We start from the raw sequence: 23075 nt of genomic DNA, 5'->3' as shown, positions 1-23075 counted from the left end.
AAACGTGTTACCCCATATATTATGAATTCTAAGCCGGCTTTCAATCAAAAGATTATCTTATGATAAATAAAAGCCACTTTTCTCTGGAAAGAAAAGTGGCTTTTTGCCTGATGAAAGCCTGTTAAGGCTTAACTATCTTGTTTCGACTGCAACTGAACTTGAGTGATCAGTTTTTTATTTGAGTCGAACATTTCGGTCAGATATTTGTTATAACTTGAACCCAATTCTGAGTAACCTTTCAAGTCAGTGATTAACTGGCGAGAATCAAGTTGTTGCTGCGTCATTCTTTGCTGTGCTCTTGAGGAGCGCAATGAGTTATAGGCGCGGTGCGTATTAAGATTACGCATATAAGCAATCACTGAGCCTTCAATATCAGGGTAGGCAGCATAGCCTTTGGTTTTCCCTGGCACATTATTGCAAGACTGACTCCCACATCGCATACCGAATAGATTGTTATTTTGTTGTGCCAATTTTGATGTTCCCCAGCCTGATTCTGTTGCGGCTTGCGTTGCGACAAAGTGTGTCGGAATAATATCAACGCGAGTCAGTAACGAATCCCAATTCACTTTTTTAGGGCTGGTACATGTGACGCCATAGTATTGACAGATTTCACGCAGTTTTTTTAAATCTGCGCTGCCCCAGTGCTGGGCTTTACGTTGAGCAGTTAACCACTCACGATCTCTCATTATCTTATTATTAACATTGTCAATAATAGGAACTATGACATTTAAAAACGCTTTCTTACGCTGTGTTCCCGAAGGATATCTTTTCAAATCTGGCAACGGTGTTGACGTGCTTTTGAAAGAATACGCCTGCAGTATATGGGAACTGCTGGTACTGGTTGAAGCAAAACTTACACCAGTAAATAGTAGTGAAATCAAGAAAGCGAAGACGGCACTTGTCCTCATCAATTGAGAGGGCATTGCTTCTCCTCGTTTAACTGGATAAAAATCGAACGAATACTAGCAAATTACTTTTTTCATAGCTACAAATTATCGCCTCACATTAGGATAACTACGAGTGATTTGTTAACTAAATGTATAAGATTTACTGGAACGCCTAGTTTTATAATCGCTTTTCCCCTTTAACAAAAAGTGCTTTTTTACTCAAACCTTAAATTTTTCTTATAAAAAAAGATGTGAGTTAACCTAAATTTAGCACAATTAATAGTGGGAAATGTGTCATTTTTGTTTGTTATTTAGTCAGTTTTTGTTGTTTTTGGTCGAGTTTTATTATCAATTTCACGTGCTTTTTCTATCAAATCAGTAAAATCCGCTTCACGCCAGTAGGTTTTGGGATAAGGTAAATTTGCCATTTGCGTTGTCGGCCAAAGCTGAAATTCTGCTAATTGTTCTAAAATATAACCAGAATAAGCACTAGGTAATGTGAGGTAGTGTGGGGATGCTGTTTCCTCAAAAGGTAACACCGGATAACGCCTATCGGAAATATGATAATCACGCATTAAAACTAAAAACTTGTCAGGAATTCGTTGCTGACTATCCCACCATTGCCCATCAATCACATCAAACCATTGTTGTGTTAATTGACGAGGTTGAGCTTCTAATTGGTAGAGCGCAGAAGGAATGATGCCCTGCATTGATTGATTATAGTGTTCAAGGCTGGTGGCATGGCCATTTAAGATCAACGTAAGGGAAAGTCGGGCGCCAATTAAGTTAGAATAGAGATCTTCGGGCGAAAAGGCTGAGATCCCTTCGGAGAATCCTGGCACAGAACGAAATCCATACCACTGTGCAATTTCATGCCATACCGCGAGGCGATAACCTAACCGTGCCGCAAGATAAGCACTTAAGGTGTAGCGTTCTAATTCGTTTTTAGGAGGCGTAAATGCGTTAAAGTGGATTTTACGTTGTGCTAACTCATCACTTAATGTTAGCGTCCACTCTTGCCCTAATTTGGGATAGATATGGCTAAAGAGATAATAAGTGTAATCCGCCGTATCACGAATATGGGCGATATCAAGAAATCCCCCTTTATGGGAGTAAATTAAACCTGATTTTTCACTTCCTATCCCTAATACGGCTGCTGTACCTAGCCAAAAACTATCGTTATAACGATGATGACCTAATGTCGAGGCTTCAATCACATTATCAATACGGTAAAAAGGCACGGGAATTTCAAATACTTTGACTTTTAAGTTATACCCAAAAGCACAACAAGGTCTTAAGCCATTAGGTGCTGTTAGCGGTGCGGGTATTTGCCAAAGCTGTGTTGCTTCTTCGTGGGTAACACTCTCGAGATTGGCATGCAACGATTTAACAGGTGTGACTTGAGTGCAACCTGCAATAAATAAGAAGAAGACAATGGTGTTGATAAAAAGAAACCGCTTAAACATCAAAATGCTTCACCTACTTGAAAATAGAATCCTGTACTTTCTTTACCTATCCCAAAATCGAAGCGCACATTCATACGTGGTTTAAATTCAAAGCGATAACCCACACCAACACTGGGCAACCAATGGCCTTTGCCTAAATCACGGGCTTGGTCGCTCAACGTACCCCCTCCCACCCAAAGTGCAATGCCATGGCGCCAATCGAGTTTTTGACGGTACTCAACTTGGGTTGAAAATACGTGATTATCTTGATAACGCCCTTCATAGTAGCCTCGCATTTGGTGCCCATTACTCAATTTAGACAATTGACTCCAAGGTATATCACCCGATGTGAAGCGTGCATAATTATCAAATGCTAATACCGCAGTATCACTTAAAGAATAGTAGTAGTTATATTGCATCTGTGTCGCATTAAAGCGGTTATTACTGCCAGTATCCGGTGAATAATGGGTATAACTGATATCAAAAGCCTGACCTTGATAAGCATTCGGTAAGAAATCGCGACTATCGTAAGTAAAGCGAACCGTTAATCCCGAGCTGGTTGAACGCAAAGGTAAATCACGTGCATTCATATAGTCTTTAAAGGGATTATCTGGGGTAGCAGCTTGTAGGTTGGAGTAATCCCATCCTAATCCTATATAGGTGTTTTTGGTAATTTGGCGCAGTAACGTGGGCGTTAGACGCAATTCTTGAGAGCGAAATTCACCGAAATGATCTTTTACACGCCCTTCGTGATAACCCTCACCCCAATAATTGGTAGGGACATTATTTAATGTTCCTGTAAGATAAAAGCGCCAAGTATCATTTGCTAAATAGGTGTAGTTGCTAAAGGTCATGCCAAAAGCACCGGTTGATGAACCAAAGCCACTTAATGAGAGAGACGAGATTTTACTATCAGGGCGACTATCGGCTTGATAAAGACCAACAAGGGCGATGCCTACACCCAATTCTAGCTCTGGCGTATAAAATGGGCCCGGCAATACGCCCCAGTCGATAGTTTTACTACGGTCGAAGTTATTTTCTCCCCCTAATCCAACTAGCCATTGGTCTATTTGTTGTCTATCGGGAAAGAGTTGAGCTTGTGCTGTATGCGAAATAAATAGGCTGGCAAATGCCAGCCCAAAAATAAAAGGGTATTTAACCATTAAAAACGGAACTCACCTGAAACAAAGAAGCTATTACGATTATTAAAACCAAGCTCAGTAATCACATTAAAATTGCGTGTCACTTCTAAACGTGCGCCTACAGTTTGATTCCATTTATGAGCAAGATGTTGTTCAACGTCAAATTTGACGTTCCCAATTCCTTCTAGAAAATCAGGATTATTCATCATGTCATTTAGTTTACCTGGTAGATGTAATTTACTTACATCTCCTCTAAAACGTTGAGTAATATCTTGGTACATTGCACCTGTCCACACCTGTAATTTGGTATTACCTTGGCCGGAAATCAGTGGTGAGAAAACAAACTCATAACCCACACGAGGTGAAATCACTAACGCTTTAATATCACCATCTAAAATATCTAAGTTTGTTTTAGTGTAGTTTAAGTCAAAAGTACCAAAAAATTGGTTATAACCACCGGCTAAAGTAAAACCAGCACCATAGGTTTTACCCTTAAAATCAAGTTCAAATATCTCATCTTTAGCTAAGGACATAGGAAAGCCAAAATCCATAGATACGTCATTTAAGACTGTTTTTGATGTTCCTTTTGTATAACCGTATAAGCCATATACATTCATAAAAGGGAAAACCCAGCTATCCAGCTTGAGCATATGAGTTTCACTTTTTTCACGAGTATGTCCTACATCAACTTTAACAACATCACTCATTTCTGGCCATTTACTGGCATCAAACCCAATCTTATCCACAATAATATCTTGGCGTAGATTCATATAGCTATAGCTGGCACCAAAAGGCTCTGGAATATCATAACCGCGGGCACGAGCTTCATCGCCCCAAATGGGTAAAACACGAGATTGGCTTGCTGGGGTACGTGTATCTAACGAACCTTCATTATTTAATGCGGTGCCACCAGATTGGCTCACACTTAAAGAGAGCAGTGGGCGATCGCTATCTGCGTAAGAAAAGCCAGTCGCAAGAAGAGAGGCGGTTAAAACCACCTTATTTAAATTGGAAAAGTTCATACATAACCCACAGAAAATTAAAAAAGTAAGTAGTAAAAGAGTAGTGGAAAATTTTAAACTTTTTCTAATTGATGGTCACCAGCTATAAGTGCGATATACAGTAAGAGATACTTATATTTCGCATTACTGTAGTATTATTAAGAGATTATTAAGTAAATACCCTTATTTTCCCTAAGAAAATCTTAATAAAACTAGTCGATTAAAATTATAAAAAAGAAATGATAACTCTTCTTTTAATTATTACTGTTTTATTTCTCTCGATATTACTGATGAAATTAACATCGAAATAAGCTATTTCGGTGATAAACCGTTATGATAATAGTTGCCTTATATGGACTCTTTTAATAAAGGAACGTTATGACTTATCAAGAGCTTTATCAGTACGCTATTTTTATGCTGTCTCGTCGTGATTACAGTACAAACGAATTGCAACGCCGTATTGAGCGCAGAATTCGCGAAACAGAGAAAGATTCACCAACGGCGCCAGAGTGTTTACCTCAAGTGATCGAACGCTTACTTGAAAGCCAATACCTTGATGATAATCGCACTATTTATAGTTTTTTTCGTGGTTATTTAAATAAATCCTATGGGCCATTACGTATTCGCCAAGAATTACGCCTAAAGGGATTTCCTAGCGAAATTATTGAACGTGTATTAGAAGAAACAGACACAGATTGGTACGCACTCTGCCAAGAGGTCAAAGAGAAAAAATTCGGTACAGCTAAACCCAAAGACTTTAAAGAGAGAGCCAAGCAAGTTCGCTATCTACAATATCGTGGATTTACCTCTGATTATATCAATGCGCTGTTTTAATTGATTAACGTAGTGTCATTGCAATATCAGCTAATTTTTTATCATTATTTTTTTTAAAATAGACCTTTTGATGTAAGAAAATATCAAAAGGAAATGGTGAGCGAATAAATTGAACCTCATCATTTGTGATCGTTGAAATATAATGAATATTTTCAGGCATAAAGCAGTAACCCGCCCCTTCATCAACGCAGTGCAAGACATCCGCCATCTCTGTTAAGCCTAAAGTATGATATTGATAACCTTGATTTTTTAGCTTATCTAAAATCGTTGAAAATATGGGGTTTTGCAAAGTACTGCTTCTTTGTATTAAGGTTTCTTTGGCAAAAAATGTTTTGGTGTTGGGATATTGTTCAAAGAGTTTTTTACTCACCAATAAGCCGACTTTTTGTGTGCATAAATTAATCGTATTAATGTTTTTATGAGGATAGTCAAATTCAAGAGAGGAAATAACAAGATCAAACTCTTTATCAAAAAGTTCTTCTTTAATATCATTAATATAACCATCTTCTAAAGACAGGCTATATTGATTGTTTTTTTGTCGGATCTCCAACAGTTTTGTTTTTAAGTCAGGATAATAAAGACCATCTAATTTAATGGAGAGCGAGGTTTTATCCTCATTGGGATTCATTATCTGATTTTCAATTTTTCTAATTTTTTCATAATAGGGATATAAACGATCATAAAGTGTTTTCCCCGCAGGGGTAAGATCCATTCCGCTTTTGGAGCGTTTAATCAGTGACTTACCTATTTGGCTTTCAAGTTCGTTAATCCCGTGGCGTAGTGCGGATGGGGTAACATTGATTTGTTTTGCTGCTTTGACTAGGCTTTGACAAGTTGCGACGGCAAAGAACTGATTTATTTTTCGTGAGAAAAACATGCAGGCGTTCTCCATATTTATTTATATATATCTTACGAATAAATAATCCTCCCAAATGGAATCGTTATATTGATATTTATCAATAATCATTTTGGTGCGACTAAAAATGAAAAAAGGATAAAGAATAAATTAAAAAAATAACAATACCGACTAATATTGATAATAAATAAGCGTATTTTTGATAAAAATAAAATCAAATGATTAATTGTTTTTTATTTCCGTATTTTAGTTATTAATTGTCTCTTTTTTTCTCAATCTTTTTTTTATTAAAAACCGCAATCAATCTATAAAGAATAAAAAAACTCAATATCAGGTTATAAAAAATTCAATTTTCAATTCTTATTTTCTTGGTATTTTAATTTTCGAGATGAAACGACGATTTTATTCTCTTAATTTTAAATTAACTTATATTAGGAAAATATTTAATGAAAAACATTAATACACTTTTAAAGAAAATGAATTCTGATACAGTGGAAAATATCACGTTAAATGATCTAGCTCCCTTATCACTTCATGAAATCCACTCGCTGAGTGAAGAGAAACTTAGTTGGCATGAAGCAAAAACATTATATAAAGAAGCTCAAGAAGCTGCAAAAATTAATAAATTAAATGAAGCTCATTATTTAACACGTAATAATCCACAAGTACAAAATGCCGTGGTTTTAGGTATTCAACCTCATGCTACTCAAAGTAGTACGTTAGAAAATTGGATCCCAAATCGAGACAACCACTATGTCGATTCTAAATCTGTGGCATCGATGTTTTCACCTGCGGGTTATTTAACTGAACTTTATCGTGAAGCAAAAGAAATACATCCTGGTAGCCCAATGTATCGTCTTGATACACGTCGTCCTGATTTAGCTCAATTAATACTTTCTCAAGACAATCTGGATAAAGAAGTTTCTACTCTTTCTTTATCAAATAAAATTCTTACTACCGCACTGCAAAATAAATTAGGCAATGATAAAGATTTATTTCAAGAACTAGCAACAACTCGCGTAATGGGTGAAAATCCTTATCATCAGCCTTATGAAACTATTCGACAAACATTATTATTACGCGATGGCTTGGTTGATAAATTAATAAAGGCTAAAGATTATCTTAATATTTTAGATACAGAATGGATCTCAACGATTAATTCATCTATTTCTCCTGAATTATATGCTATTTTAACAGAATTAATCTCTGACGATAAAATTGATGAACTAATAGAGAAAAATTTCGGAAATAAAGACATCAGTTTAAAGAATAATTTAAAGTTCTTATCAGAATATTACTCTATTTCAGAAGAAGAAATATTACCATTATTTAATATGCTTAAAGTAAATAATGAACTATCTGCAAAAAGTATGCTGGTATTAAATAAGATTATTCGCTTACATAAAGCAACAGGGATCTCTATTGATAATCTATATATTTTAATTAAAACAAAAAACAATGATAACAATATTGACTCTGAGGTTATTCGTTCTATTCTTCATGTACAATATATTATGGAGAAATACAATATTAATATTGAGCAATCTATAGTACTTAATGGTGCTAATATTAATCATCAAAAATTTAATAACTCTTTATCGCTATTTGATATTTTATTTAATTCTCCTCCATTAGGTAAAAGTAAATTTATTGCAGATAATAAAGCACTTGATTTTAATTCATCATCTCCAGATGATATTATACGTATTAATACCTTAAAACGTGCATTTCATATCGATGATATTGGCATTGTTGCTATGTGGAAATTAGCTTCTGGTAAAAAAACGGGATTTACTTGTTCTATAAAGAATATATCACTGTTATATCGAGTATATTTATTAGCAACAGTACATAGTCTAGATATTTATTCTCTTTCTTTATTACTTGATATGTTACCTGAACCTTTCAGTAAACCCATTAATGAACAATCTTTATCAGATGATGCAGGTAATTTAATTTATACAATAGATAATTATTGTAAGTTTATCAAAGAGTATAAGTTTAGTATTCCAGAACTATATTCAATGACAGCTAAAAAATATGATTTATCTTATACTAAAGAAATGGAAAGACTCTTTAACGAGTTAATGAAATTTAATGATTTTTATATAGATGAATTCACTGAACGGGCAATTATACCGTGCTATTTACCTATACTAGGTTATCATTTATCCCTTCCTTCATTAAGTGTTGCCAATGCTGTATGGAAATATCTCGATAGTAATATGATATTAAACTTATCTATTGATGATTTTAGAGACTTGGTAAGGAAGGATGATAAAACATTAGAAGATAAAAATAAACTTGTTACTTATATAAAAATGTTGTGTCAAATAATTTCTATATTTACTAAGTTAGGATTAAATGAAAACGAAATAAATATATTGGGAGAAAGACGTTTGCTTAATTATGAATCTATTCTTCCTAATATCAAATCAATAAAAGATATATCTGAATTCCATAGTTTTTATTTAGATAAAATAAATAATAAAGACGAGCTAATTAACCTTTTTATCGGTTATGGAACTGTTTCAATTTTATCAAAGGCATATGGAGTCTCTGATGAGGTAATTGAGCAAATTATTTCTTTATTAAAACTGGATGATGAAATTAAATTTGATAATATCAAAGAAATCTCTAGCTATATTGATATGGTTAAAATATTTAACATCACACCAAATAACTTTAATCTATTAACTCAGTTAAAATTTTCTACAAGTGGGAATAAAGAAAAAGACTACTTGAATTGGGATAGAATTAGTAAAATTTTACAAAGCGGGCTAAATGCTCAACAAGTTATTTTACTAAAAAATAAAATGGATGAAAAAGAGAGTGTTGCACTTAGTGCATTTTATATTCATAAGTTTAATGAATTAAATTTAGTAACTAGTGATGATATTTATCATTATTTACTGATTGATAATAAAGTTTCATCTGAAATAAAAACCACAAAGATAGAACAAGCTATTGCAAGTATACAGCTATATATTAATGAATTTTTATCTTTGGATATGAAAAATACTAATTCACTTATTAAGTCTCGTCAGTTTTTTATAGATTGGGATAAATATAATAAGCGTTATAGCACTTGGAGTGGTGTCTCTTTATTAGCTTATTATCCTGAAAACTATATTGATCCTACAGTACGTATTGGTCAAACTAAAATGATGGATACGTTGTTACAGTCAATCAGTCAAAATAGTATTAATAGTGATACGGTTGATGATGCATTTAAAACCTATTTAACTTCTTTTGAACAAATTGCTAATTTAGATGTGATTAGTGGTTATCATGATAGTGTGAGATTAGAAGATGGGCACACTTATTTTATTGGTTGTAATGCATCAGAAAAAGTAAGTTATTATTGGCGTAGTGTAGATCATAGTAAAATAAAAAAAGGAGTCATGGCAGCAAATGCTTGGACAGAGTGGACTAAAATTGAGAATGGTGCTAACCCTTACAATAATTTAATTCGTCCTGTTATTTTTAATAATCGATTATATGTTGCTTGGATTGAACAAAAAGAAACTGAAAATAAAAAGTCTGAGAATAAAGAAGAAAGTACATCTACACCAATTTCTAAGCAGACACGATATAATTTAATTTTATCACATATCCGTTATGATGGTACTTGGAGCTCACCTATTGATTTTCAACTGCCTAATAATATTATAGATAATGAAAAAGGAAATTTTCATTTAAGCTATAACGAAGAATTAGATAAATTATATTTTTTAACTTATGTCACAAGTGATATCTATAAAGATGAAAATAAAGAGTATCAAGTTTATTCTATTGATAATGAAATGGTGTTTTCTAATATATCAGATTTAAATGGGGAACATGCAAAAAACATTTATATTAATGTGAAGTCTGAATTTGATTTGAGTAGTGAAAAACTCACTAAAAATATTAATAATAAATTTGCATTGAGAGGTAAATTAGCTTACTCAATATCTCACGATCCTATTGATGATATAAAAACAATGGAATCTCAACATGTCTCTCTTTCAGGAAGTTTAATTAATGGTGTCAGTGTAGAGTCGAAAAATAAAACATTATCTTGTTACCTTTCTGCTTTTGTTAACTGTAATATTAATTATGGAAATTTTGCTCCTGCACCTATTAAAGATATCTTTAACGGTTTATTAAAGAGTGGTTCTCTATTAGAGGATATTGTTTATACTTCAGGTAGTGTTGGTAAGTTGACAACCTTGTCTTTTAATGGAAAAACTGATTTTAGTTATTATTTAGGTTTTGATGTTAGAAAAAATATAATTTACTTCTTTATTTACGATAATATAAAAGGTGCGGTAATTAACGGTTTAGATGTTAATAATGGAGAAGATTATAGCGTAGAACTGTCTTTTTTCACTAAACAGTCAAATAGTTTATTAAAATATACATCGAAAAATAAAATTGCCTTTACGCTTTCTAATGAATTAGGCGATTTCTCGTTACAACATTTTCTAGATAAAGAAGCACCAAGATTTCTTTTTTATGTTTCGGGAGAAATAACGAGTCAATTGCTTATGGGAGAATATGGGAAAGGAATATTTTACCCATTAACTATTAGTGATTTAAATAAAATTATCTATAGTGATGACGAAATGGTTAATGATATTAAGATAACATTATCTTCTAGTCAGGATAATAAAGTCACCTATTCTCTCGAACAATGGTCTAACGCCAATACTTCTTTAGTTGAGGGTAGTAATAGCTTCAATAGTAAAAATAAAGAGCTTAAGCTTGATGTTCCTCAGAATGCATTTAATGACAATGGTGAGTTAATATTAACTGCGGATGTAACAGCGGTTAATAAGAACCAAAAAATTATTGCTAAAAGCCTATGTTACTTTAAAGTCAGTGAATTAGAACATATAAATGAGAGTGTTATTAGCTTAAAAACAAATCAAAAGCATGCCCAATATATGTCAATGACAGTGGCAAATGAACCTTTGTTAGTACGTTTAAATACATTATTTGCACGTCAATTAGTCAAACGTGCGAATAACGGAATTGATGCTATTTTAACGCTAAATTCTCAGAGACTGCCTGAACCCGCTCTGGAAAAAGGCGCTGATGTACCGATGGATTTTAATGGTGCGAATGCTCTCTACTTTTGGGAACTGTTCTATTACACCCCGATGATGTTAGCAAATGTGATGCTAGAAGGGCAAAATTACGACGAAGCTAGTCGTTGGCTACGTTATGTGTTTAATCCAAATGGTTATATTGATAACAATACTCATACTCATCGTGTTTGGAATTCACAGCCATTATTAGCGGATACAGCTTGGGATCATGATCAACTGGATTCAACTGATCCTGATGCTGTGGCACAAGCTGATCCAATGCACTATAAATTGGCTACATTTATGAAGTACCTTGATATTCTTGTGGCACGAGGTGACAGTGCTTATCGCCAACTTGAGCGTGACACACTAAATGAAGCTAAAATGTGGTATGTACAAGCGCTGAAATTATTAGGAAATGAGACAGAACTATTAGAGGACGATGTGTGGTCAGCACCGACATTAATTGATGCAGCAACCATAACACATCAAGCAAAACCTTCTGTTAATGATGAGAAAAAAGAAACAACATTATCACGCACAGCAAATACCTTAACTTCGCTTTTTTTACCACAAATTAATGAGAAGTTAGCGCAGTATCGAGACACGTTAAAATCGCGTTTATTTAATTTGCGTCACAACTTATCGATTGATGGGCAATCGCTGTCATTACCAATGTATGCAACACCAGCAGATCCTAAGGCACTGCTAATCACCGCAGTTAATCAATCGCAAGAGGATGGTGTATTGCCGAAAGTGATGATACCGGTTCAGCGTTTCCCTGTGATATTAAATAGCGCAAAATCAGTCGTCAGCCAGTTAATACAGTTTGGTAGTTCGCTTTCTAGCATCACTGAGCGTCAAGATGTGGAAGCGTTGTCAGAATTACTAGCAACGCAGGGTAATGAAATTACTCTCCAAAATATCAAGTATCAGCAGAAAACGATTGAAGAGTTTGCTTATAACGAAAATTCATTACAGGATTTACGGAAAGGTGCACAAATCCGCTATGATTATTATAGCAAATTATATAACGAAAACATTAGTGCAAAAGAAACAAGAGCACTAGCACTTCGCGTTATGGGCATGGGATTTACGACAATAAGTCAACCATTTTATGTGGGCGCGGGTATAGCGGTTTTAGCACCAAATACGTTCGGTATGGCTGTGGGGGGATCAAATTATGGTGGGCTACTTAATGCAGTAGGTACTGGATTCCTTAGCGCTGGTACCATATCTAATATGGCGTCAGACATTTTAAGTCAATCTGAAGTGTACCGTCGTCGTCGTGAAGAGTGGAAATTATTACGTGATACAGCACAATCAGAATTAAAACAATTTGATGCACAAATTAAAGCATTGGGTGTGCGTAAAGAAGCGGCTAATTTGCAATTAGGACTTCTGATGCAACAGCAAGTGCATATGCAGGCACATTTAGCGTTCTTACAAAATAAATTTACCAATAAAGCGCTGTATAGCTGGTTACGCGGTAAATTGATGGCGATTTATAAGCCATTCTACGACTTGGCTGCCTCCCGTTGCCGTATGGCAGAATCGGCTTATCAGTATGATTTAGGTGAAACACAAACCTTTATTCGCCCAGGGGCATGGCAAGGTAATTATTCCGGTTTGATGGCGGGTGAAAGCTTAATGCATAACCTGACTCAAATGGAAAATAGCTACCTTGAAAAAGATAAACGTGTATTGGAAATCACCAAGATTGTTTCGTTGGAAGACGTGTACCAAGGTTTAGGCACTAATAAGTTTGGTTTTGAACAAGTCGCTGATTTGATTAATAAATCGAAAACCCAGCTAGGTACGGCAGAAAATGGTATTACGCTGAAAAACGGTCAATTACAGGCTTCGATTAAGCTCTCTGATTTAGCTATCGACAAAGATTATCCTGCAGATTTAGGTCAATTACGTCGCGTTAAACAAATTAGTGTGACATTACCTGCGTTAACAGGCACGTATCAGAATATTCGTGCGGTGTTGAGTTATGGCGGTAGTGCGGTGAAACCACGAGGTTGTAGTGCGATTGCGATTTCTCATGGCATGAATGACAGTGGTCAGTTCCAACTGAACTTTAATGATGAGCGTTATCTGCCATTTGAAGGTTTACCTGTGAATGATAGCAGTACACTGACTTTAAGCTTCCCTGATGCGACAGATAAGCAAAAAGAGATGTTACTGACACTGAACGACATCATTCTCCACATTAATTACACCATTCGCTAATTACCCAAATCTTAATTAATTACAGGCTCCTTAGGGAGCCTGTCAGGAGTTCTACATGCAAAATTCAGAGAAATTGACCTTTGATGCGCCAAACTTACCAAAAGGTGGTGGGGCTGTCACAGGATTAACGGGCAACATGGGTGCTGTTGGCCCTGATGGTGCAGCCACTTTTAGCTTGCCGTTGCCTATTAGCCAAGGTCGTGGTTATGCCCCTTCTTTAGGTCTAAGTTATCAAAATCAAGCTGGTAATGGCGCTTTTGGCTTTGGCTGGTCTGTGGGGGTGATGTCGATTCGTCGTCGTACTTCAAAAGGCGTGCCTACTTATACTCAACAAGATGAATTTGTTGGGCCTGAAGGTGAAGTGATTGTGCCAATTATCAATAAGAAAGGCGAAATTGAAACGGCACAGCGTAATGAGTTACTTGGCGTAAAACTCGCTCATCAATATCAAGTGACAACTTATCGTTCACGTATTGAAAAAAGTTTTAGTCGTTTTGAATATTGGTCATTAAATGAGGCTAATGTTTCAGCCAATACACCAAAACAATTTTGGGTGATGTTGAGTGCAAATGGTGAGGTTCACTTATTTGGTTATGAAACCACAGCACAGATTGTGGATAGCCAAAACAGTGCACATATTGCGCAATGGGATCTCAATGCTTCGGTTTCAGCGATGGGTGAGCAAATTGAATATCACTATCGCGCTGAAGATGAACAAGGTTGTGATAAACAAGAAATTCAATCCCATAAAAATGCTAATACACAGCGTTATTTAGAGAAAGTGTATTACGGTAACCCTGTGGGAGAGCGTGCTTTTTCATGTACGAAAACGGATAACACCTTACCGAAAAATGCCTTGTTTACTTTGGTCTTTGATTACGGTGAGCGTGATAGCGCATTAGCCACCTATCCACAATGGCAAAGTAATTCCGCATGGGCACTGCGTAAAGACTGTTTTTCTCTTTTCTATTACGGTTTTGAAGTTCGTACTCGTCGTTTATGTCGCCAAGTACTGATGTATCACCGTCTTGAAAGTTTAGAAAAACAAACACCATTGGCAGAAACACCCGAGTTAGTTGCTCGATTAACGCTCACTTACGATGAGTCCGCATCAGGTACTGTTTTAGTCTCAGCACAAAAATCTGCGTTTAACAACAATAAAGGTGCGCAGTCGTTAGTGACATTGCCACCGGTTAAATTTGATTGGCAAATGGTGGGTGCGACTAAACAAGCCCAGTGGCAATCACTGGATGAGCTTGCTTCTTTTACACCACAACAGCCTTATCAATATGTTGATTTATTAGGCGAAGGATTGTCTGGCGTGTTGTATCAAGATCGTGGTGCTTGGTGGTATCGCGCACCTGTCAGAAAAGAAGATAAACAAAATCCGAATGCCATAACATGGGATAAAGCAAAAAAGCTTCCTGTTATTCCGTCATTGCGGAATTCAGCCATGCTGACCGACGTGACGGGTAATGGAAAACTGGAATGGTTAGTTACCCAAGGTGATGTGAATGGTTATTACACTCAAGATGAAACCAACGCAGAAAATTGGCTAAATTTTGTGCCACTTGATGCACTGCCAGTAGAATATTTTCATTCTAGAGCGGAAATCACCTCATTAACAGGCAGTGGTTTTGCTGATTTAGCTTTAATTGGTCCTCGCAGTATTCGTCTTTATGCTGGCTCTGCGCAAGGCTGGAAAAAAAGCAAAGATATCATGCAGGCTGATGGCGTGACGTTGCCGATTAAAAACGTTAATCGACGTACCTTAGTGGCATTTAGTGACGTATTGGGTTCAGGTCAACAACACCTGATTAAAGTGGATTACCAAGGCGTAACCTGTTGGGTGCATTTAGGTGAGGGGAGATTTAGTACTCCGATGACGATCCCTGGTTTTTCTGCGGATCGTCTGAAATTTAATCCTAATCAATTCTATTTAGCAGACTTAGATGGTAGCGGTACGACTGATATTATTTATGCTCAATCTACTCATTTAGAGGTGTATTTTAACCAAAGTGGTAATCAATTTGTGCGTGGTGATGATATCGCATTACCTAAAGGTGTGCGTTTTGATAACCAATGCCAACTGCAAGTGGCGGATATCCAAGGTCTTGGTGTCGCTAGTATTTTACTGACAAAAGCTTATCCAACACCGCAACATTGGGTGCTTTCGTTACAAAATAAAAAGCCGTGGTTATTAACGTCCATTAATAACAATATGGGGCTTATTCAGAATTTGCATTACCGTAGTTCAGCGCAATATTGGTTAGATGAAAAATCAACTCGTCAACAGCAAAATAAAGCTAAAGCGGTTAGCCACTTACCTTTCGCACTACATACGTTGTGGAAAATTGAAACCATTGATGAAATCACGCAAAGTTGTTTAGCGCAAACTTACAACTATCGTCATGGTGTCTGGGATGGTGAAGAAAATGAGTTTCGTGGTTTTGGTTGTGTAGAAGCCACCAATGCCGAGTCTTTTAAAAGTGAAGAAAATACCACGGATAAAACGCCAAGTGCATTAACGCGTCAGTGGTTTTTAACGGGAAAATCCTTAGTTGATAACCAGTTTTTTAATGAGTTTTGGCAAGGCGACAGTGCGGCGTTTTCTCATTTCTCACCACGCTTTACCCAAGGTGATGGAAGTTCAGAAAAAGCGTGTAATAACACAGTGCATCAAGAGCACACCTATTGGCTTGAGCGTGGACTGCAAGGTCAATTGCTTAGAAAAGAGGTCTATGGATTAGACAATACCGTTGTATCTGATGTGCCTTATGTCGTTACGGAACAACGGCCACAAGTGCGTTTAATTGAAGCGCAAGGGCGCTCACCAGTGGTGATGCCTTCTGTAGTCGAAAGCCGTGACTATCATTATGAGCGTATTGCTTCTGATCCTGCTTGTCATCAACACATTATCTTAGAGCAAGACGGTTATGGTTTTGTATCTAAAGCCGTTTCGATTAACTATCCAAGACGTGCTAAGGGGGCGAAAAACCCTTATCAGCACTACGAAAGCCTACCCGAGACGTTATGGGCATCCAGTTATGATGAGCAACAACACACTCTGCGTTTAGGTTTGTCGCGCCAGACTTGCCATCATCTTGTTCATTCTGAAAAACAGGTTTATCAGCTCGCGATCATCAACGCCAGTCGCCAAGATAGTTGGATATTCGGTGCGGAAAAGCAGCCGAAAGAAGGCCTGAATGTCGAAGCATTATTAGCGAGCAATAATTTGCTCACACAAAAATCAGCTTCAGTCTTTGTAGGGCAACAACAGCTTGCTTATCTGGATGCGAGTGGTAATGCAACATTAGCAGAACCCGATTTCCCTGTGCGTTTAGCTTACAGTGAAACCGCGGAATTAGATGAAGAAACCGCAAAAGTCATTTCACAACCTTATCCAGATTTAAAACTGGATGAAGTGATGAAAAATGCAGGTTATCAGCAAAAAGACTATTTATTCGCTGATGAAACAGAAAAAAGCAAAAAATTGTGGGTAAAACCGTTATTAGGCGTTAAAACCTATGGTTCATTAGCCCAGTTCTATAAGCCACTGGTGTATAAAAAAACAGAGTTTTCTTGTGATTATAACTTACTGTGGGATAAGCAATTCTGTGTATTAATGGGTAAAGGATCTCCTTTAAATACACAAGATTTTCATCTTACTTATGATTGGCGCTTTTTATCACCTAATTCAATAACAGATGAAAACAAAAATCTTCGTCAAGTGACCTTTGATGGTTTTGGTCGTGTAACGACAACCCGTTTTTCAGGGGCTGAAAAAGGTCAGGAAAGTGGTTATAGCCATAAAGCCTTTACGATGCCAAATACTGTCGATGAGGCTTTGGTACTGACATCAACTCTGCCTATTGCTACGGGTTTTGTTTATGTCACGGACAGTTGGATGTCTTCATCGTCAAAACTGCCTCCACACGCTCTGCAAATTATGACTGACCGTTATGACAGCGACTCACAACAGCAAATTCGCCAACAAATCGCGTTTAGCGATGGTTTTGGACGCCTATTGCAAACCTCTATCAGAGTTGAAGCGGGTGAGTCCTTTTTGCGCAGTAAAAAAGGGGAATTAGTGGTGGACAGTGTACAGCAAGCACAGCAAAAAAGTACCACAACACGTTGGGCAATTTTAGGTGAAACCGAATATGACAACAAAGGGAATGTAAAGCGCGTTTACCAGCCTTATTTCCTGAATGATTGGCGTTATGTTTCGGAAAGTTCATCTCAGCCTAATCGCTTTGCGGATACCCATTATTACGATGCATTAGGTCGTTTATATCAAGTGATTACTGCAAAACAATATCGCCGTCATACGATGATGACGCCGTGGTTTGTGGCTCAGGAAGATGAAAATGACACCTTAGTGTAGGTTATTTATTACGCGGATTAATGGGGAACACCATTTATCCGCTCTATTTAGGAATTTTATTATGCTGGTAGCAATCCCATCTGAAAGCGATGCGCTGGCTTGGATGATTATCGGTGGATTTTCAGCCTGGGGAGGTATCGTGAGGTATTTAATGGAAATTAGGCAAAAACAAATTAGGTGGTCTTGGTGTGGCATTGGTAGCCAAATTGTGATTTCAGTATTCACAGGATTATTAGGGGGATTATTGAGTTTTGAAAGTGGTGCAAGTCGCTATATGTCTTACATGATTGCAGGGCTTTTTGGCTCAATGGGAAGTACCACATTGATTTGGCTATGGAATCGTATTTTTGGCATGAATAGCCTTAAGGAGCCTAAATGAGTACGTATACATTAAGTCAACGTAGTCAAAACAACTTAAAAGGTGTGCATCAAGATTTAGTGCAAGTGGTTCATCATGCACTGACATTGAGTGAATATGATTTTGTGGTTATCGAAGGGCTACGCTCATTCGCGCGCCAAAAAGTGCTAATGAAAGAAGGCAAAAGCAAAACACTCAATAGCCGTCATTTAACGGGTCATGCTGTAGATATTGTACCGTTAGTGAATGGCTCGATCCCTTGGCATGATTGGTCTGCGTTTGAATCTGTATCAAAAGCGATGAAACAAGCGGCACATCAATTGGGTGTTTCAATGAATTGGGGCGGTGATTGGGTATCGTTTCGTGATGGCCCTCATTATGAGCTGTCTAGAGAGGTATATTCATGAGTCTAACCTGGCTTCTACGCTGGGGATTAAAAGGAGGCGTGTTGTTAGTCATTCTGACCACGCTTCTGGTGATCCGCTATCAGCACAACCAAATTAATCGACTTTCAGAACAAAATAGTCAGCTTGAATATCAACAAAGTACATTGCAATCACAATTAATGCAATGGCACGAGCAAGCGGAAAAAATCTCTGAAACGCTCACTCATCAACAAAAGGAGCAACACTATTTAGAGGAAGAAAATCATGCAATACGCCAAGAATTACGGCTACTTCTGGCTCAAACGCCTTGTGCTAATGAGTCTGTGCCTGACGCTGTTATCCAGTTGCAGCAAAACACCCTTAACCGTCGTTAAAGCACCCGAAAAATTTGTACCAACACACTTATTACAGCCCTGTTCAGCACCGTTTTTTAATGTGCAAGTATGGGGGGATTATCCTGATTATGTGGCACGTTTAATGTTGGTATTAGAAAAATGTAATACCGATAAAAAAGCGGTAGTAGAAATATTGGCAACAAAAAATCAGCTTGGTACTCATGAGTTAGATCATAAAAGAAAGCAAATTAAGGAATTATAGAAATATGTCAAATCAACAATTACATACAAGAACGCCAACGGTGGTGGTTCATGATAATCGAGGATCGGCTATTCGAGAAATTAGCTATTGCCGTCATCCTGATACGGTTAACCAAACGGATGAACGTATTACGCGTCACCATTATCATGCTCGCGGTTATTTAGAACGCAGTATTGATGCAAGATTGTATGAAACACAACAATCAAATTCAGCAATACAACCGAATATTCAACAAACAGTGAGTTTAGGTGGCGCGATTGCTGTATCTCAAGGGATTGATAATGGTACAAGCTTTAGTCTTAATGATATTGAGGGTACCATTTCACAACAGATTAATGCAAAAGGTACGGTGACAACGTATGAATATTCTGAGCCCAGCGTTGAGCGATATTTAGAGCAAGTCAAAGAAGGAAAATTAGGGAATTCAGACACGAAGGTTATTCAGAAATTTAAATGGGGACAAGGAAACGCGAGTGAGTTAATCGATACCAATCAAGTGGGAAAATGTATTGAACACTTTGATACGGCAGGTAAAAAAACGTATAGCAATTATTCTCTCTTGGGGCATGTTATTGCAGAAACACAACAATTGCATATGGGTAGTGTTATTGATTGGAATTCAAGTCGTGAAGTAAATGATATTCAACAAGCTGAAAAATTTACCACTCAATATACTTATGATGCGACAGGGGTTGTATTAGAAGAAACCGATGCAAAGGGGAATAAACGCCGTATTGCCTATGATATTGCAGGCTTTGTTAAGCAATCTTGGTTGACCTTAAAAGGACAATCAGAACAAGTGATTTTACGCGCTTTAACCTATTCTGCTACGGGGCAAAAATTACGTGAAGAGCAGGGTAATGGCTTAGTCACCACTTATGAATATGAGCCTGAAACGCAACGTTTACTGAATGTCAAAACACAGCGTCCTCAAGGTCATGCATTAGGTGCGAAGATCATGCAAGATCTGCGTTATGAGTACGATCCCGTCGGCAATATTATCTGTCTGAAAAATGATGCTGAAGCGACTCGCTACTGGCGTAATCAGAAAATCGTGCCTGAAAATCGTTATATCTATGACTCTCTGTATCAATTAGTGAGTGCAACAGGCCGTGAATCTGCCAATCAAAAAACACCTGCATCAATCCAATCTCAAACCATTACCACGTTGGTCAAAGATGCACAAAGTTATACCAATTACACGCGTTTATACGCTTATGACAGAGGCGGTAATTTAACGCAAATCCGTCATAACTCCGCTATTGCGCAACAAAGCTTTACCCAAGATATAACCATATCTAATAAAACTAATCGGGCATTACTTAAATCACAATGTTCTGATCCGAAGCAAGTCGATAGCTATTTTGATGAGAGCGGTAATTTAACCCAGCTTCTTAATGGTGATGCCATTATTTGGGATAGCCGTAATCATCTGAAAGCCACAAAAGAGATAATGGAAAGTGGGCATTTGTCTGAGGGTGAAACTTATCAATATAACAGTGCGAGCCAACGTGTGACGAAAATACGCGGGCGTAAAACTGCTGGCGGTGATTTAGAAAAAGTTACTACGCACTATTTACCGAATATTGAACAATGGGATGTGAGCACAAGTTCTGTGACAGAGAAATATGCCGTTGTACAAATTCAAGCAGGCACGAGTGCAAAAGTCAGAGCATTGTGTTGGGAAATTGGCACATCGAAAGGAATTGAAAATAACTCACTGCGTTATAGCTATGATGACGGTATTGGCAACAGTGGATTAGAAACCGATGGTAAAGGGCAATTAGTTAGCTATGAAGAGTATTACCCTTATGGTGGCACTGCGATTTGGTCTAGCGAAAATGCAGTAGAGGCTGATTACAAAACCATTCGTTATTCAGGTAAAGAAAAAGATTCTACGGGGATGTATTACTACGGTTATCGTTATTATCAACCGTGGATTGGTCGCTGGTTAAGTGCCGACCCAGCCGGTACGATTGATGGGCTAAATTTATACCGAATGGTGCGTAATAACCCAGTTACAATAACAGACCCAGATGGAAGAAATCCTAGCTTTACGCCTGAAGGAAGAAAAGATGAAGTATTACAAAAAATGACACCTAAACAGCTGAATGATTCTTATTATCAGGATGTTATGATAAATTTAGATAATGAATTGGCCGAAGGCAGTGCTTTAGCGAAAAAAATGGCTGGAAAATACGTGGAGGCTATAAAAGGTTATACCGCAGGGGACAGTAATAAAATAAATGCCTATTTGCGAGAGAATGGATCGCATGCCAACGATTTGTCGAGAAAGATAACAAAAAAAATAAATAATCTTGAAAAAGCTTTAAAAAAGATGCCAAAAATAGAAGGGGATTTTCTTCGTGCAGTGCCTGACTCTGGAATTAGCAGTAAACTAGCTTCGGGAGTATTGAAAATTGGAGATAGGTTAGGTGACCCTGCTTACTTATCCACGACGAGTAGTGTCAGTGCTCTCAAGACGCAACAGTTTTATCAGATGCACAAACAGGTCATTATTTATGATATTTATTCTGCTATGGGAACACGTTTACAGTTCAGGCCATTTACATCAGTGAGCATGCCACAACGTGAAGTACTGTTACCAAAAAATGGACAATACGAAATCATAAATTTTACATCTTTCAGTGGTGATAATCACAGAGGAAAGGAACAATATATTACCTACATAAGACTGAAACATGTTCCCTATAATAGCGAAATTACTACATATGGGATGAGTGATGGAGAAATAAATAAAACTAGTAATAGCTTGGCTTCATTAACTCATTCAGATGGTTTAACCAGAGGGAATCGTTTTTTTCGAAGATTGAGCTGCATCACTAAGACTCATTAATACACAAATTATGTATTGTTAGAGTACACCCAAAACAGGCAACCCAGGGAGACAGCATTTCTGTCTTATTTGGGTTGTTTTTATTTTATATTGATGATTTTATTTCTTTTAATAAAATATAAAAAAGTAATAAAAATAATTTAATTTATTATTTTTGTTATTGATAGTCATTTAATAAATATTAAATAACAGTGTTAGTCTCATTTTAATATTAAATTAAATATCGATGTCGCTCACAAATATAAATAAATGAATATTTAATTATCTTTTTTTGACTAGTATATATTGTGATTGATGCAATCATTATATTTAAAAACACTTATTAATAATTATGAGGCTTTATTATGAAGAAAAATAAACTTATGGTATTCACTGCAACATTATTACTATCATCAGCGGGTTTTATTTCAACAGCGTCAGCTGATGTGACGTTAAAACATGGATACATTGATACTCCTCCTAGCAGAGCTTTTCTTTGTTCAGCAAAAGGGAAAAATTTAAATAAAGATTGTGGTCCAATACAGTATGAACCTCAATCAATTGAGGGGGTTAAAGGATTTCCTAAAGATGGGCCTGCTGATGGTCAAATTGCTAGTGGTGGGAAAGAAGCTTTTTCTGCTTTAAATGCACAAAGTGCGGATCGTTGGCATAAAGTGGAAATGAAGAGTGGAGAAAATATGTTTAAATGGACATTAACGGCTAAACATAGCACTGAATCATGGCGGTTTTTTATTACGAAACCAGGGTGGGATGTAAATAAACCATTGACCCGTGCTGATTTTGATTTAACACCATTCTGCCAACAAGATGATAATGGCAAAATACCAACAGAAACCGTAGAGATAAATTGTAATATACCAGAGCGCTCAGGTTATCAGATTATTTTAGGCGTTTGGGATATTGCGGATACAGGTAATGCTTTTTATCAAGTTATCGATGCTGAATTTAAAAAATAATAAATTTAACGTAATAGAAGAAATTATTTAATATCAATAATGGTATTGTACTCAAT

Annotated in this window: 14 protein-coding genes; 9 read left to right on the top strand and 5 right to left on the bottom strand. The window is 36.7% G+C overall.

The genetic code is table 11. The annotated features are described in order from the left end of the window. Positions 1 to 128: 128 nt before the first annotated feature. The 4 genes from GWJ05_RS03825 to GWJ05_RS03810 form a co-directional block, all read right to left on the bottom strand. Positions 129 to 923: a protein bax gene (locus GWJ05_RS03825; protein ID WP_036934422.1), complete on the bottom strand. Its 795-nt coding sequence runs from the start codon at positions 921 to 923 to the stop codon at positions 129 to 131. 275 nt (positions 924 to 1198) lie between these two features. Further along, a complete protein-coding gene (locus GWJ05_RS03820) occupies positions 1199 to 2353 on the bottom strand; it encodes a DUF4056 domain-containing protein (RefSeq protein WP_036934420.1) in 1155 nt (384 codons plus the stop codon). Continuing rightward, complete coding sequence (locus GWJ05_RS03815; RefSeq protein WP_036934417.1) at positions 2353 to 3495, bottom strand: BamA/TamA family outer membrane protein; 1143 nt, start codon at positions 3493 to 3495, stop codon at positions 2353 to 2355. Before GWJ05_RS03815 ends, GWJ05_RS03820 begins: the two co-directional genes overlap by 1 nt. After that, positions 3495 to 4496: a hypothetical protein gene (locus GWJ05_RS03810; RefSeq protein ID WP_036934414.1), complete on the bottom strand. Its 1002-nt coding sequence runs from the start codon at positions 4494 to 4496 to the stop codon at positions 3495 to 3497. The genes GWJ05_RS03815 and GWJ05_RS03810 overlap by 1 nt, the downstream gene beginning before the upstream one ends. A 357-nt stretch (positions 4497 to 4853) precedes the next feature. Between GWJ05_RS03810 and GWJ05_RS03805 the strand changes: the two genes are divergently transcribed. Beyond that, positions 4854 to 5309: a regulatory protein RecX gene (locus GWJ05_RS03805; RefSeq protein WP_103005126.1), complete on the top strand. Its 456-nt coding sequence runs from the start codon at positions 4854 to 4856 to the stop codon at positions 5307 to 5309. A gap of 4 nt (positions 5310 to 5313) precedes the next feature. Here GWJ05_RS03805 and GWJ05_RS03800 read toward each other — a convergent pair whose 3' ends face one another. Continuing rightward, the gene (locus GWJ05_RS03800; protein WP_161681075.1) at positions 5314 to 6186 is read right to left on the bottom strand and encodes a LysR family transcriptional regulator; all 873 of its coding nucleotides are present in this window, start codon (positions 6184 to 6186) and stop codon (positions 5314 to 5316) included. Positions 6187 to 6611: 425 nt separating this feature from the next. On the opposite strand from GWJ05_RS03800, the gene GWJ05_RS03795 reads away from it, so the two are divergent. The 8 genes from GWJ05_RS03795 (at position 6612) to GWJ05_RS03765 (ending at position 23019) form a co-directional block, all read left to right on the top strand. Next, a complete protein-coding gene (locus GWJ05_RS03795; RefSeq protein ID WP_115370666.1) occupies positions 6612 to 13478 on the top strand; it encodes a neuraminidase-like domain-containing protein in 6867 nt (2288 codons plus the stop codon). A gap of 55 nt (positions 13479 to 13533) precedes the next feature. Next, the gene (locus tag GWJ05_RS03790; RefSeq protein WP_161681071.1) at positions 13534 to 17865 is read left to right on the top strand and encodes a SpvB/TcaC N-terminal domain-containing protein; all 4332 of its coding nucleotides are present in this window, start codon (positions 13534 to 13536) and stop codon (positions 17863 to 17865) included. 61 nt (positions 17866 to 17926) lie between these two features. Beyond that, a complete protein-coding gene (locus GWJ05_RS03785; RefSeq protein ID WP_036934409.1) occupies positions 17927 to 18244 on the top strand; it encodes a phage holin family protein in 318 nt (105 codons plus the stop codon). After that, complete coding sequence (locus tag GWJ05_RS03780) at positions 18241 to 18630, top strand: M15 family metallopeptidase (RefSeq protein WP_161681069.1); 390 nt, start codon at positions 18241 to 18243, stop codon at positions 18628 to 18630. The genes GWJ05_RS03785 and GWJ05_RS03780 overlap by 4 nt, the downstream gene beginning before the upstream one ends. Next, positions 18627 to 18983, top strand: a complete 357-nt coding sequence (locus GWJ05_RS03775) for a DUF2570 domain-containing protein (protein ID WP_087803359.1) — start codon at positions 18627 to 18629, stop codon at positions 18981 to 18983. The genes GWJ05_RS03780 and GWJ05_RS03775 overlap by 4 nt, the downstream gene beginning before the upstream one ends. Continuing rightward, the gene (lysC, locus tag GWJ05_RS18400; RefSeq protein ID WP_158482372.1) at positions 18874 to 19206 is read left to right on the top strand and encodes an Rz1-like lysis system protein LysC; all 333 of its coding nucleotides are present in this window, start codon (positions 18874 to 18876) and stop codon (positions 19204 to 19206) included. The genes GWJ05_RS03775 and lysC overlap by 110 nt, the downstream gene beginning before the upstream one ends. A gap of 4 nt (positions 19207 to 19210) precedes the next feature. Beyond that, complete coding sequence (locus tag GWJ05_RS03770) at positions 19211 to 22063, top strand: RHS repeat-associated core domain-containing protein (RefSeq protein ID WP_161681067.1); 2853 nt, start codon at positions 19211 to 19213, stop codon at positions 22061 to 22063. A gap of 344 nt (positions 22064 to 22407) precedes the next feature. Next, positions 22408 to 23019, top strand: a complete 612-nt coding sequence (locus GWJ05_RS03765) for a lytic polysaccharide monooxygenase (RefSeq protein ID WP_161681065.1) — start codon at positions 22408 to 22410, stop codon at positions 23017 to 23019. Positions 23020 to 23075 lie beyond the last annotated feature (56 nt).

The organism is Proteus sp. G2626, assembly GCF_009915985.1.
Taxonomy (GTDB): Bacteria; Pseudomonadota; Gammaproteobacteria; order Enterobacterales; family Enterobacteriaceae; genus Proteus; species Proteus vulgaris.
Note: the sequence above shows the minus strand (reverse complement) of the source record. Positions and strands in the feature narration are given on the sequence as shown.

Coding starts and splice junctions, on each gene's coding strand:
- GWJ05_RS03825 (WP_036934422.1), bottom strand. CDS start 923: ATGCCCTCTCAATTGATGAGGACAAGTGCCGTCTTCGCTTTCTTGATT.
- GWJ05_RS03820 (WP_036934420.1), bottom strand. CDS start 2,353: ATGTTTAAGCGGTTTCTTTTTATCAACACCATTGTCTTCTTCTTATTT.
- GWJ05_RS03815 (WP_036934417.1), bottom strand. CDS start 3,495: ATGGTTAAATACCCTTTTATTTTTGGGCTGGCATTTGCCAGCCTATTT.
- GWJ05_RS03810 (WP_036934414.1), bottom strand. CDS start 4,496: ATGAACTTTTCCAATTTAAATAAGGTGGTTTTAACCGCCTCTCTTCTT.
- GWJ05_RS03805 (WP_103005126.1), top strand. CDS start 4,854: ATGACTTATCAAGAGCTTTATCAGTACGCTATTTTTATGCTGTCTCGT.
- GWJ05_RS03800 (WP_161681075.1), bottom strand. CDS start 6,186: ATGTTTTTCTCACGAAAAATAAATCAGTTCTTTGCCGTCGCAACTTGT.
- GWJ05_RS03795 (WP_115370666.1), top strand. CDS start 6,612: ATGAAAAACATTAATACACTTTTAAAGAAAATGAATTCTGATACAGTG.
- GWJ05_RS03790 (WP_161681071.1), top strand. CDS start 13,534: ATGCAAAATTCAGAGAAATTGACCTTTGATGCGCCAAACTTACCAAAA.
- GWJ05_RS03785 (WP_036934409.1), top strand. CDS start 17,927: ATGCTGGTAGCAATCCCATCTGAAAGCGATGCGCTGGCTTGGATGATT.
- GWJ05_RS03780 (WP_161681069.1), top strand. CDS start 18,241: ATGAGTACGTATACATTAAGTCAACGTAGTCAAAACAACTTAAAAGGT.
- GWJ05_RS03775 (WP_087803359.1), top strand. CDS start 18,627: ATGAGTCTAACCTGGCTTCTACGCTGGGGATTAAAAGGAGGCGTGTTG.
- lysC (WP_158482372.1), top strand. CDS start 18,874: ATGCAATACGCCAAGAATTACGGCTACTTCTGGCTCAAACGCCTTGTG.
- GWJ05_RS03770 (WP_161681067.1), top strand. CDS start 19,211: ATGTCAAATCAACAATTACATACAAGAACGCCAACGGTGGTGGTTCAT.
- GWJ05_RS03765 (WP_161681065.1), top strand. CDS start 22,408: ATGAAGAAAAATAAACTTATGGTATTCACTGCAACATTATTACTATCA.